The following is an 11,692-nucleotide window of genomic DNA, read 5'->3' on the forward strand; positions in this document are numbered from 1 at the left end:
GTCTAAATAGGCTGATTCAAGGCATTTACGGGAGAAAAAATCGGCTCAAACATGAAGAAATGAAATGACTGAGTCAGCCGAGAAGAATTTCCCCGATTATTCGCACCTTCCCTAGCAAAAACACCTTTTAAATTTTCCGCCCTACAGGGCGAATATAACCACATCTTAACTGAGGTTACATTTCTGTTTTCTGTTTTCTGTTTTCTGTTTTCTGTTTTCTGTTTTCTGTTTTCTGTTTTCTGTTTTCTGTTTTCTGTTTTCTGTTTTCTGTTTTCTGTTTATATGAATCTAATTTATTACTGAGTGATGGAGCATTGATATCTTAAGCTAAGTTAAGGAACTTTAATTTATCAGTGCTCTTTAAATTTCATTTATTTAAAAAGATAGCTTATGGGGGGGTAGTAAAACTGGTTTCTCTTCGCTGCGCAGCAGCGGAATGTTGAAATGGAAAAAATTAATTTATAGCTCTCATAATTAGTAAATGGACAGTTTTCCGAATTTTTCAAGTGGGGGGATGTGAAAAAGTTTGAAAATAATTCTGTTTGGTGGAAATTTGGCCAATCTGGATGGTTTTATTCTCACCGCCCCCCCCCCCGACTTATTGCTTATACGCAAACCCCATGCCTAATCCGTCCCACCAAATTCACAACAGCCTGAACCCCCATCGGTGTATTCAGCAATGTGGCTGGAGCCACGCCACCGAGGCCCCAGGCTGGTCTGTTTATCCATGACAACGCCTTGGCAGTATCGTTCTTGTTGAGGGATAGTGCCGCATCGAGTGCCTGTACAACGCCGTATACCCTGGCACCCTGCGAGATTGATAGGGGAGCCTCAATCCTCAGCTTGCGAGCAACAGTGCTCAGGCTAATGCCTGCTAAGCGGCATATCAAACCTGAGTCTGTGTTCATCAATTCAGCTAGTCGATGAATGATGCTTGGCGCTACGCCAGCTATGATCCAGAGATGTGCACTCAGTGGATCTTGAGGGATGTTGAGAGTCGTCATAAGGGTGGGTGCTGAACTAGCCTGCGTACTGGGTTGATAAACTGAAAGTGACATATTTTACTGTTCCCGTATTGACAATGATTTGTTCTCATCATCGTACTCCATGTTCAGATTTTCTGACAGTTACCTCACTGGTTATAATTGTTGATGTTGCTGATATGGAGGGCACCCGCCCCCTCCATTAGCGAATGAGCGAACTGAATCATGTTCATGGCCTATACCTGAAATATGGCCTCATTCAGCAAATCCATTTCAAGAAAATAATAGCTTTATATTCACGCTACAGCATTTCTTTAAGCCAAAAAATTTGCTCTGCATTTAGTTGGTTTTGGTCACCCAAATCTTTCATTTCTTGTACGAACGTAGAGAGTTCATCTTTTATATTCTTCTTTATACATCTCCTAATATAGCTTTCATATAGGCTATTAACAGATGGAGGGAAATTTGTTTCCTGTTGCACCTTTATAGCTGCATTAGAATTTGTTGCATCCCTTAACTTTTCTCTTGTAGCTTTGCTGATGTTGTTGTCAATATAGTAATCCATCAGCGTTTGGAGGCTGTGTCCAGTGATCTTGGATAAATCTTGAATAGGCACTCCGCTTTCTAGTGCTTTTTTGGCAAAAGTATGTCTGGCATCATATAATCGGCCTATCTTAGGAAAATTAAACTCTTTTTTAACTGCCTGCCAAGTTTTCTGATAAAGGCTCGAAGTTACATGGGGGGCCTTTGCTTCGCGGCAACAAGGAAACATCAACTCACCCTCTCGATCACTCAAGCTTTTTAGAGTTTTGTATTTCGCTACGTAATTCCAGTATGAGTCTGACTCAATAGCAACAATGCGTGCAGCCTTGTTTTTACTAATGTGCTCAGGAATACGTATGGATCTATCATTAATATTAAAATTGTTGCTTGTGTTTCTATATATTTCAGAGTTTCTTGCCCCGCATAGGAACATGGTTGCAACTATGATCTTGGAATCCCCACCACCTGGAGTGTCTTCATCAAAAATAAATTCCACGACTTCATTTGTGGGGTCAGTATATGTTGTGACAGGCCTCTTAGGGTTTCTTGGGAACAGAAAAATATGCCTATCAATTTTATTCTTTGGTAAATAGGCGCACGTAACGCACATATTAAACAAGCTGTTTAATAAGGAATAGTATTTCCTCATTGTTTCTGATGTTATTGGCGTTTCTTTGTTCTGCCAATACTTTTTGAATATTACTGGGTGATCTTCATTAAATTCAGATAGCTTGAGGTCTAACCATGGTTCAAAGGCAGATGAGATTTCCCTTATTGTTTTGTCGGTAACAGGGATTAATGAATTCCTCTTGTTTGATTTGTTTTCACGGTCGTTTTTATAATGCTCTAAAAGATAAGTTCTCAATGTAAAAGACTGATATTTCCACTTTTCTGGATTAATCTTTTCAGCATCACTAACTAATCTCTTAAACTCTTCCTTAGCCTGTGTAACGCTAAAAAAACCTTTTGGATAATGTCCACTTTTAGTGCGAGTCATCCAATTGCCAATTTTCTGCCTCCGATTTTTATCGTAAACAATATAGAATGTCTTAACACTGTTTCCGATTCTTAGTTTTAATCTTGGTTTGTTCTTTTCATTATATTTCTCATCGTCAGAACTATAGTGCGTTAATTCAACGCATTTATTTTTATCATTAATAAATGGAAGACTATCTATGTACTGGTCTTTAAAGGTGAATGAGAATTTCCCTTTAATTATGGCCGCAGGGTGACCCTGGAGCAGCGTCTTAAGATCGAACTCTTCTTTGCGTATGGATGTAGCCGGATTTTTGGGAGCCATTAGGTACCACCGAAAAATGTTCTATTGAGACATTATAGCGGCAAAATAGCGCAAAAGTAGAGTTGAATGGCGTGAATAGCTCTTAAATAGCGCAAAATAGGCATCGATTGCACCGCTCACAAAACAAGCGGCCTGGTTGTTTATGAATGCTTTTTGAACTATAAAGCTATGTTTTTAAAGGAAATATTTATAATTCCTAATATTTAAAAAATCTTATAACAGCCTATTTAGATAGATTTTTAAGCAATAAACATCCCTTAGGAGGGGACCGCTCTATCCTGCTGAGCTACGGGAACCTTGTGGCGGGCATTATACAAGAAGCATTGTGCTTTTAAACCCTTGATTCCTATTCCAATACGGCCAGATCGCCGATTTGGACATTAAACGGCGAATATTTGTTCTGACTGCTGATGATGGCGCCATCCTCGAACACCTGCACCACCTCGAACAGGCCGTCGGCGGGGTTGCGCATCACCCTGGACTTGCCGTAGGGATCGATGAAGTCGGCGCTGTGCTGGACCCGGAACTGATCCCCGAGCTTGACCCCGTTGCGACGGCCCAGGCTGATGTGGGGGCCCCGTTCGTGCTGGGCGACGATGCGGGCGGTGACGGGGGCGCAGGCGAGCTCGGCGATGATGTCCTGGGCCGCCTCCTTCAGCTGGTAGCTCACCTCCTGGCCGTAGCTGGACTGCCAGAACTGGCCGCTGTTGCTGCCCACCAGCTCCCGCTTGGAGAAGGTCCAGTTGGCGCGGCCCTGATACTCCTTGCGCCCGAGCAGGCTGCCGTTGATGCCGTCGAACAGGTAGAGCTGCATGCGGAAGTTGCGGATCGGGTCCTTATACCAGCTGGTCAGCTGGTTGCCCTGGGGCTCGAGGGAGAGATCGTCGATGCTGCCGAGCACCAGATACTGGCTGTCGGTGCGCAGGCTCAGGGCCTTGATCTCCTCGAGGGCGCTGCGATCTCCCTGCTGCAGGTGGAGCGGGTCTATGCGCAGGTTCTCGTCCAGCCACTGGCGGGCGACCACCCCCTGGGGCGCCGCCGCCAGGGTCTCGAACAGGCGGCGGGAGAGATCCGCCGGCATGTCGTCGAGGGCGCCCGTGCTCGCCTGATCCGGGTAGCGCATGCGCAGGCGCACCAGCGTCAAATCCTTGGCGTAGTGCTGGGTCTGGCAGATCTGGCGCTCGGCCTGGATGTCGGCCACCAGGGTGATGTACATACGGCCGTTGCGCACCTCCTCGCGCTTGAGGCGGTACTGGCGAATGTCGCCGCCGGAGCGGATCTGGATCTGCTCCGAGCGCAGGCTGCCGTTCTCCAGGCGCTGGATGCTGGAGACGGACGCGCCGCTGGCCAGCAGGGCCTGACGCAGCGCATCCCGGGTCGCCTGCTCGCGGGCATAGACCTCGTCGCCTCCCAGAATGGCGGCACTGCCCTGGGCCTCTATGAGCTCGGCGCGGGCCGACAGACTGGCCAGCAACAGGGTTGACAGCAGCACAACTTTCATAACGTACACCTTGAATAGATGAACCCCTCTTGCGCCCCAGGGGACGGGTGAGCGGCTTCATGGACACTGGCCTGGTTTGCACCGGGTGCGCAAATAAAAGCAAGATCCATGCCTTGTTCCGGCGAAAGAGTGCGTGGCTCGCCGCATTTCCCGGTCCCAGCCTCTTTATTGGCGCCGCCCAAGGCCCTCTGGCGGATCATCGGGTGATCCTTGGCGCATTCCCGTCTCAAGTGTTGGCCGCTGCGACCGATAACAAGTCAGGTGTAGATACAGGAACAGGTATCCATGAACAGAATTATCACGGCGCTGGCGGTTGCGCTGGCGCTGGCCGGCTGCGGCTCGGCCGACCCCATCAACCGGGATCAAGGGGATCCCCGGCAGGCGGCCAAAGGGATGGAGCTCAACTGGCTGGTGGCCCGCATGACGGATCAGCTGATGGAGCGCAAGTCTCTCACTACCCTGAGCGAGCCCATCGCCGTCGCCTCCTTCGTCGATCTCGACACCCTGAAAGACACCAACTGGATGGGTCTGCAGATAGAGGAGAGCTTCATCTACGAGCTGAACAGGCGCGGGGAAGTGGTGGTGGACTTCAAGACCACGGGCAGCATTCAAGTGACCCCCAGTGGCGACTTCGTGATGAGCCGCAACTACCGGGATCTCTCCGCCCGCCTGCCCATCTCCCGGATCCTGACCGGCACCTTCAGCCGCAATCAGCAGGGGATCCTGGTCAATGCCCGGATCATCGATCTGCGTACCAAGATGGTGGAGACCACGGCCCAGAGCCTGATCCCGCAACAATATCTGTCCGGCGCCAGCAACTCCTTTGGCCGGGCATCGGTCAACCGGGGTTACCTGATGCGGGGCGGCCAGAGCGCGTCCGGCCATCTGGTCAACCTGACCCCCTGAGGAGTAGACAGCCATGAGAATCCTGTTTGGCCTGATGATGGCCCTCTTGCTGACGGCGTGCAGCGGCAACCGGGTGGTGAACTATGACGTGGCCGAGAAGCCAGATGACTTCCCTGTGCTCAAGGCGGTGGGCTACGCGGTGATAGACATCCAGCCCGGCCCCTCCCAGTCGGAGAAGATGCTGCAGGCGATCCGGGCGTCCAAGATGGATGCCTACCGGGAGCTGGCGGAGCAGCTCAACGGCCAGCAGGTGCGCGGCCAGAGCAGCTACAAGGACCTGACCCAGACCTCCAACTCCCTGGATGTGTCTGTGGCCGGTATGGTGCGCGGTGCCCGTGTGGTGGCGACCTATCCCCGTGGCAACACCTATGCCACCGAGCTGGAGCTCGATACCCGCAACCTCTATCACCTGAATCAGCTGATGGCAGGTCAGTTCTAGGGCGGGTCCGAGCGGACGCCGGCATGAGCCCGGCGGTCATCACAGCACAGACAAAGGCGAGCCATGGGCTCGCCTTTTTGTTGTCCGGGGGCCGGGTCGGTTGGGGGCAGGACCAGGGGTGGCTCCCCGTCAGCTTGAGTCTGGGGCCCGGTTGGCGGCCTGAGTCGTATAATTAGAGTGAATGATGGAAGTATATCGTTCAGTTTTATCAAACGATTAGTCGGGGGGACTGGGGTGGCCGATGGCGGTAAATGTGGCTGTGGCGCCTCCTGCAGGAGTTGGGAGGCAGAAAAGAGAGAGGCGAGCCTGATGCTCGCCTCTTGCCGTTCGGGGTGGCTTAGTTGCCCATCAGTACCGGCGGCACTGCGGTCGGCTTGACGTCTTCGCTCGGGTAGCAGCCCAGCACCTTGACGTAGCGGGTGATCTTGGTCAGCTCCAGCAGGGCGGCCTGCATGGCCGGGGTCTGCAGGTTGGCGGAGACATCCAGATAGAACATCTCTTCCCAGGGGTTGCCCTGCACCGGACGGGATTCCAGCTTGGTCATGTTGATCTCGTGGCTGCGCAGCACCAGCAGCGCCTCCACCAGGGAACCCGGCTTCTGGGAGGTGGACATGATGAGGGTGGTCTTGGCCGGGATCTGCGGTGCCACGTCTATGGGCTTGCGCGCCACCACGATGAAGCGGCTGTAGTTCTCTTTCTGGTTGGCGAGCTGCTCGGCCAGCACGTCCAGCCCGTAGAGTTCGCCGCCGGCGGCGCTGCCGATGGCGGCCGCATCCGGGCTCCCCAGCTCCTTGACCTTCATCATGGCGCTGGAGGAGGAGTCGCAGATCTCGTGGCGCGCCCCTTCCAGCTTGCTCAGATAGTGGGAGCACTGCTGGAACACCTGGGGGTGGGCGTAGAAGGTCTTGATGCGGCCAAGCTCGGTCGGCACTGCGGTGAGGATGCAGTGCTCTATGGGGTAGGTCAGCTCACCGACGATGGAGAGGGTGGTGTGCTGCATCACGTCGTACACCTCGTTGATGGAGCCCGAGCTGGTGTTCTCTATGGGCAGCACCCCGAAGGCGGCGCGCCCCGACTCCACTGTGTCCAGCACCTCGCGGAAGTTCTGGCAGTTCACCTCTATCACCTGATCCTTGTAGCGCGCCAGGTACTTGCGGGCGGCCAGGCTGGAGTAAGAGCCGCGCGGGCCCAGGTAGGCGACGCTGGTCATGGGCTCCTGCTGCTGGGGGTTGAGCAGGCTCTGCAGATAGGCCTGCTGGGAGAGCACCGAGTCTTCGATGATGGTGTGGTAGATGCGGGTGATGTACTGGGCATCCAGCCCGAGGGCACGCCCCTTCTGGATCAGGGCAACCAGCAGGTCCTGTTCCCGCTGGGTGTCGCGGATGGGACGGGGATTGGCCTGCTTGGCGCGGGCAACCTCGATGCTGAGGGTCTTGCGCTTGGCCAGCAGGGCGAGCAGCTCCTGATCCAACTGGGTGATGTCTTGTCTGATCTCGTCGAGCGTAGCCATTGTGGTTCCCTATCCAAATCTTCTGTGGTGGTTGCTGCAAAAAAAAGCCTCCGCTGGGGGAGGCTCGATTCGTCTTTGCTTTCTGTTGATGCGACGACAGGGCCTTCCCTTATGAGGGCCGGATAAACGAGAAAGCAAAGAAGAATGTTGTGTGCATGATGTTGTCCTGAATGTAACGTCATAACCATTAAGGGATTTGGCACGCCGATGCAAGTAAAACTTGCCCGGGGGCGTTGAACGGGGCAGGGTAGGTGGTCGGGATCCATGGCTAAATGAGTGCCACACCGGTCCCGTTGTTTCTGGTCAATGAGAGGGGAGACGAGAGGATGGCGATTATCTTCGATCTGGGGCGGGTGGTGGTGAGCTGGGACCCGGTTGGCATAGTGCGCTCGGTGCGAGGGCCGGATGGCGCCGAGGCCCTGGCGGAGCTGCTGTTCAACCACCCCGACTGGCTGGAGGTGGACAGGGGCACCCTCTCCCTGCACGCCATGGCGCGCCAGGCAGAGGAGCGCACCGGCTTGCCGGCGGCACAGAACCTCGCCATCTTGCAGGCGGTGCCCGCTTCTTTATTGCCGGATCCCGCCATGGTGGCGCTTATCGAGGCGCTGCACAGTGCCGGTCACCGGCTCTACGCCCTCTCCAACATGGGCCATGCCAGCATCGACTGGCTGGAGCAGCAGGAGTTCTGGCGCTTCTTCAGCGGCAAGGTGGTGTCGGCCCGGGTGCGGATGCTCAAGCCCGAGCCCGACATCTACCGCTATCTGCTGGTGTCGTTCGACCTCAAGGCTGGGGAGTGCTTCTTCATCGACGACAGCCCGGCCAATGTGGCGGCGGCCCGGGCGCTCGGCCTGCAGGGCATGGTGTTCACCGACGTCCCCGCATGCCGTCGGCAGCTGGTCGAGCAAGGATTGTTGCCCGCCTGAGGGGGATGGGGCCCTTCGCCGGGCCCGGATAAAAGGGGTGCTGGGCGAATAAAGAACAACTTTGTCCCCATTATTTAAGTGTCTATTCAGCTTTGTCATCGCAAAATAACATCCTATTCATCATCCGGAGCCGTTGTTATGGATGCCAATGTAGTCGCGCTGAATCGGGGATACGATCAGCTATTTCAGGCCAGGGAACAGAGGCTCATCAATACCCTGGCCGGTTACGGCGAACTGCTTGTCTCCTTCTCCGGCCGACTGGAGTCCTGCTACAGCATGGATCTGTGCCGGGCCAGCGGGGTCCGCTTTCGGGCCATCACCCTGGACAACCCGACCCTCAGCCGCAAGGCGGTGGCCCGGGCCAAGCGCTATTGCAAGCACTACGGCATCGACCATCAGGTGATCAAGACCGACGAGATGATCTTCAGCGTGCACCTCGGCCACCTCGCCGAGGTGACGGATCCGGTGCGCTACCTCTGTCAGCAGCTCGAACACGATGACGGCCCCCCTATCCTGATGTCGGCCTCGGCGGAGGAGATGCGGGAGTATCTGCGGCGTTTTGACAGCGTGCCAGCCAATACCCTCTGGATCTTTGCCGAGCAGGGCATGACCAACCGGGACTTTCGCTATGGCTTCCACAAGCGCCAGCTGGCCCTGTGGGGAGCGGGGGGAGAGGCTTGCCTGAGCCAACGCTTCTCCGATATCGAATCCCTGGACCGGCGTCACCTGCGCATGGTCGACATGGCCGAGCAGATGCTGTTCGACATGGGACTGGATGGAGCCCAGGTCTTCTTCCATACCCTGGCGGACAGGGTCACCACCCTGGCCAGGGTCAGGGTGCCCCAGCGCATGCGGGCCCTGGTGTTCGACATGCAGCCGAGCATCCAGAAGGCGCTGCAGAGCGCCCAGTTCGATCTGGTGACCCTGGACATGGTATCGGGGGAAGATCCCCAGCTGCTGGTCATCTGATCCCGGGCCCGGCCCGTAACGTGAGTCGGGTCATAGGCAAGGGCAGCCCGACTCTTTATACTGCTCCCTCTGCATCCCTATCGAGTCATCTGCCCATGAAACCCTTGTCCAGACTGCTGCTTGCCCTCTGCCTCTCCCCCATGCTGGCCCAGGCCGCGCCCCTGACCCAGGTCACCCTGGCCGATGGCCGTCAGGTGCAGCTCAACGATGATTTCACCTGGGAATACCTGCTGGTCAAGCCCGCCGAGGCGAGCCCCGGCAAGACGGTGACGGCGAGCGTGGCGGCGCCGGTGCTGACCGAGCAGGCCCTGGCCAATCCCGATCTGCTCGCCCAGGCGACCCGGGACGGCATCACTGTGACCCTGAACCAGGTGGAGGGCGAGGATCCATTGCGCCTGCAATTCATGGTGAGCAACACCGGCAGCCGCAACGTGGTGCGGGTCAACGGCAGCCTGACCCTGTTCAGCGCCGAGGGCGTGCAGCTCTCGACCCAGCCGGTGCGCTTCTGGGTCGGGGAGAACCGTCTGCCGGAATCCTATCTGCGCAAGGGCGAGCAGCGTCCGTCGCGAGCCATCGAGCTGGCCCGTCCGGCCAATCTGACCGGCAAGCCGCTGGTGCGGGTGCAGATCGACGAAGTGGAATTCCGCTAGAATCGCGGCGGGGACGGGCAGGTCCGTCCCCCATGGAGTGTTGCTCCGGTAACCGCCAGCAATATCTGCTTACATCTGACATGGTTTGGCAACAGCTTGCCGCTCGGCACCTCCCCCCTTGCCCGTCACAATGACTCCATTCCAGTTAGGTTCCGCCTAACTCAACAATCGGAGTCAACAAAATGCAAAAGCTCGCACTGTCTGTTCTGGTTCTGGCCGGCCTCTCTTCCACCTCTGTTCTGGCGCAAGATGCGTTCAGCTACGCCAAGGGTGCTGCCACCTGGGCACACACCAAGTCCGACTACGTTGGCGGCAAGGACAGCAACAACCGCGATTTCGGTGGTCTGAGCCTGGATCTCTCCAAGAGCTTCGGCTCCAACTTCTACGGCCGTTTCGGTTCCGAATACAGCTCCCGCAACAGCGGCAATGACAGCATGGCCATCTCCAATCTGGGTATGGGGGTGTTCACTCCCCTCAGCACAGGCCTGAACCTGTACGGTGAAGCGGGTCTGATGGGCTACAGCATGGAGCGCGAGCTCGCCTCCAACGTGAACGACAGCGGCTGGGACAACATCACCCGCAAGAGCAGCGGCAGCCTCTACGGTGAAGTGGGTCTGCGCTACGACATCGGCGCCGTCGAGCTTTCCACCGGCTATCGCTACGCCAACATGACCGACGACATGCACGACTTCAAGGCGGGTGCCGCCTACAAGGTGAGCCAGAACCTGGCCCTCACCGCCGATTACACCTATCGCAACTGGGATCTGCAGAAAGGATCCATCACCAGCCTGGGTGTGAAATACAGCTTCTGATTTCCCTGTCTGTCGTGACCTCCATCTTGCCCATGACCCCGGTCATGGGCTTTTTTATTTTCCGGTGATCCTGTTTTCCCCCTTGTGTCGTATCGGTCCGTAATAGTTATACAACTTTCATTTCTTTGTATAACTGCTATAACTGGTTCAATGCTTATACAAGGGGCGTCATCATGTACAAGATCAAGGTCGGTATCAGTGCCTGTCTGCTGGGGCAGGAAGTGCGGTTCGACGGGGGCCACAAGCGCTCCAGTTTCTGCGAACGGGATCTTGGCGCTCACTTCGAGTATCACCCCGTCTGCCCCGAGATGGCCATCGGCCTCGGCGCCCCCCGCGCCGCCATCCGCCTGGTCAAGCGCCATGGGGAGGTGCGGGCCGAGGCGAGCAACGGCAGCTTCGACGTCACCGACAAGCTGATTGCCTTCAGTGAGCAAAAAGCCCGTCAGCTCGACTTCCTCTCCGGCTACATCCTCTGCGCCAAGTCACCTAGCTGCGGCATGGAGCGGGTGCGCATCTATGGCGCCAACAACGAGGGGAGCGCCAAGGAGGGAATTGGCCTCTTTGCCAAGGCCTTGATGGAGGCCAACCCCCTGTTGCCGGTGGAGGAGGATGGCCGCCTGTGCGACCCCATACTGCGGGAGAACTTCGTGCTGCGGGTCTTTGCCTATCACGACTGGCAGCAGCTCTGCGCCAGCGGGATCACCGCCGCCGCCCTCATTCGCTTTCATTCGCGCTACAAGTATCTGGTGCTCTCCCACGCCACCACCCACTACCGCACCCTCGGCAAGCTGCTCGGCAACCTCGGCAAGGCCAACCTGCAGGAGGTGGCCGACAGCTACATCAAGGGCTTGATGGCGGCGCTGACCCTGCGGGCAAACCGCCGCAGCCACACCAATGTGCTGATGCACCTGCAGGGCTATTTCAAGCGGGTGCTGACCCCGGCCCAGAAGCAGGAGCTTGCCGACACCATAGACAAGTACCGCACCGGCATCTTCCCGCTGCTGGTGCCGCTCACCCTGATCCGCCACTACCTGCGGGAATACCCCAATACCTATCTCGCGGAGCAGGTCTATCTCAATCCTCATCCCGATACGCTCAAGCTGCGCTACGGGCTCTGATCCCTGTTTTGCGACCCCGGCCCCTTTGGCCGGGGCGC

11 protein-coding genes and 1 other annotated feature are annotated in these 11,692 nt (G+C 56.1%); of the genes, 7 read left to right on the forward strand and 4 right to left on the reverse strand.

Going from position 1 to position 11,692, the window contains the following annotated elements; translation table 11 throughout:
• Window positions 1–605: 605 nt before the first annotated feature.
• The 3 genes from AB5Y91_RS08140 to AB5Y91_RS08150 all read right to left on the reverse strand — a co-directional run bounded on the left by AB5Y91_RS08140 (window position 606) and on the right by AB5Y91_RS08150 (window position 4,327).
• Window positions 606–1,058, reverse strand: coding sequence for an antitoxin Xre/MbcA/ParS toxin-binding domain-containing protein (locus tag AB5Y91_RS08140; RefSeq protein ID WP_323921459.1), 453 nt, complete (start codon window positions 1,056–1,058; stop codon window positions 606–608).
• Between the two features lie 226 nt (window positions 1,059–1,284).
• On the reverse strand, window positions 1,285–2,826 hold the full coding sequence (locus tag AB5Y91_RS08145; protein ID WP_335845051.1) for a tyrosine-type recombinase/integrase: 1,542 nt from the start codon (window positions 2,824–2,826) through the stop codon (window positions 1,285–1,287).
• Window positions 2,827–3,172: 346 nt separating this feature from the next.
• Window positions 3,173–4,327 carry a flagellar assembly protein FlgT gene (locus tag AB5Y91_RS08150; protein ID WP_106886010.1) on the reverse strand — a complete coding sequence of 385 codons (1,155 nt, stop codon included), beginning with the start codon at window positions 4,325–4,327 and terminating at the stop codon, window positions 3,173–3,175.
• 285 nt (window positions 4,328–4,612) lie between these two features.
• On the opposite strand from AB5Y91_RS08150, the gene AB5Y91_RS08155 reads away from it, so the two are divergent.
• On the forward strand, window positions 4,613–5,233 hold the full coding sequence (locus AB5Y91_RS08155) for a FlgO family outer membrane protein (RefSeq protein WP_106886012.1): 621 nt from the start codon (window positions 4,613–4,615) through the stop codon (window positions 5,231–5,233).
• A 13-nt stretch (window positions 5,234–5,246) separates the two neighbouring features.
• The gene (locus AB5Y91_RS08160) at window positions 5,247–5,672 is read left to right on the forward strand and encodes an LPP20 family lipoprotein (protein WP_139745389.1); all 426 of its coding nucleotides are present in this window, start codon (window positions 5,247–5,249) and stop codon (window positions 5,670–5,672) included.
• A 337-nt stretch (window positions 5,673–6,009) separates the two neighbouring features.
• Here AB5Y91_RS08160 and pheA read toward each other — a convergent pair whose 3' ends face one another.
• Complete coding sequence (pheA, locus tag AB5Y91_RS08165) at window positions 6,010–7,182, reverse strand: prephenate dehydratase (RefSeq protein WP_368169512.1); 1,173 nt, start codon at window positions 7,180–7,182, stop codon at window positions 6,010–6,012.
• A 38-nt stretch (window positions 7,183–7,220) separates the two neighbouring features.
• Window positions 7,221–7,343 (reverse strand) — a sequence feature (Phe leader region).
• Between the two features lie 165 nt (window positions 7,344–7,508).
• Between pheA and AB5Y91_RS08170 the strand changes: the two genes are divergently transcribed.
• From AB5Y91_RS08170 to AB5Y91_RS08190, 5 genes are all read left to right on the forward strand, one after another.
• The gene (locus AB5Y91_RS08170; protein ID WP_368169513.1) at window positions 7,509–8,105 is read left to right on the forward strand and encodes an HAD family hydrolase; all 597 of its coding nucleotides are present in this window, start codon (window positions 7,509–7,511) and stop codon (window positions 8,103–8,105) included.
• 138 nt (window positions 8,106–8,243) lie between these two features.
• Window positions 8,244–9,074, forward strand: a complete 831-nt coding sequence (locus tag AB5Y91_RS08175) for a hypothetical protein (protein ID WP_163137168.1) — start codon at window positions 8,244–8,246, stop codon at window positions 9,072–9,074.
• A gap of 95 nt (window positions 9,075–9,169) precedes the next feature.
• Window positions 9,170–9,724 carry a DUF3157 family protein gene (locus tag AB5Y91_RS08180; protein WP_106886017.1) on the forward strand — a complete coding sequence of 185 codons (555 nt, stop codon included), beginning with the start codon at window positions 9,170–9,172 and terminating at the stop codon, window positions 9,722–9,724.
• A 182-nt stretch (window positions 9,725–9,906) separates the two neighbouring features.
• A complete protein-coding gene (locus tag AB5Y91_RS08185) occupies window positions 9,907–10,536 on the forward strand; it encodes an autotransporter (RefSeq protein ID WP_106886018.1) in 630 nt (209 codons plus the stop codon).
• A 173-nt stretch (window positions 10,537–10,709) separates the two neighbouring features.
• The gene (locus AB5Y91_RS08190; RefSeq protein ID WP_106886019.1) at window positions 10,710–11,654 is read left to right on the forward strand and encodes a DUF523 and DUF1722 domain-containing protein; all 945 of its coding nucleotides are present in this window, start codon (window positions 10,710–10,712) and stop codon (window positions 11,652–11,654) included.
• Window positions 11,655–11,692: the final 38 nt, after the last annotated feature.

This window comes from Aeromonas sp. R4-3 (assembly GCF_040908275.1).
GTDB classification, from domain to species: Bacteria; Pseudomonadota; Gammaproteobacteria; order Enterobacterales; family Aeromonadaceae; genus Aeromonas; species Aeromonas rivipollensis.

Excerpts from the sequence above, each read along its gene's own strand:
- AB5Y91_RS08155 (WP_106886012.1), top strand. The coding sequence starts at position 4,613 with ATGAACAGAATTATCACGGCGCTGGCGGTTGCGCTGGCGCTGGCCGGC.
- AB5Y91_RS08175 (WP_163137168.1), top strand. The coding sequence starts at position 8,244 with ATGGATGCCAATGTAGTCGCGCTGAATCGGGGATACGATCAGCTATTT.
- AB5Y91_RS08190 (WP_106886019.1), top strand. The coding sequence starts at position 10,710 with ATGTACAAGATCAAGGTCGGTATCAGTGCCTGTCTGCTGGGGCAGGAA.
- AB5Y91_RS08170 (WP_368169513.1), top strand. The coding sequence starts at position 7,509 with ATGGCGATTATCTTCGATCTGGGGCGGGTGGTGGTGAGCTGGGACCCG.
- AB5Y91_RS08185 (WP_106886018.1), top strand. The coding sequence starts at position 9,907 with ATGCAAAAGCTCGCACTGTCTGTTCTGGTTCTGGCCGGCCTCTCTTCC.
- AB5Y91_RS08145 (WP_335845051.1), bottom strand. The coding sequence starts at position 2,826 with ATGGCTCCCAAAAATCCGGCTACATCCATACGCAAAGAAGAGTTCGAT.
- AB5Y91_RS08180 (WP_106886017.1), top strand. The coding sequence starts at position 9,170 with ATGAAACCCTTGTCCAGACTGCTGCTTGCCCTCTGCCTCTCCCCCATG.
- AB5Y91_RS08160 (WP_139745389.1), top strand. The coding sequence starts at position 5,247 with ATGAGAATCCTGTTTGGCCTGATGATGGCCCTCTTGCTGACGGCGTGC.
- AB5Y91_RS08150 (WP_106886010.1), bottom strand. The coding sequence starts at position 4,327 with ATGAAAGTTGTGCTGCTGTCAACCCTGTTGCTGGCCAGTCTGTCGGCC.
- pheA (WP_368169512.1), bottom strand. The coding sequence starts at position 7,182 with ATGGCTACGCTCGACGAGATCAGACAAGACATCACCCAGTTGGATCAG.
- AB5Y91_RS08140 (WP_323921459.1), bottom strand. The coding sequence starts at position 1,058 with ATGTCACTTTCAGTTTATCAACCCAGTACGCAGGCTAGTTCAGCACCC.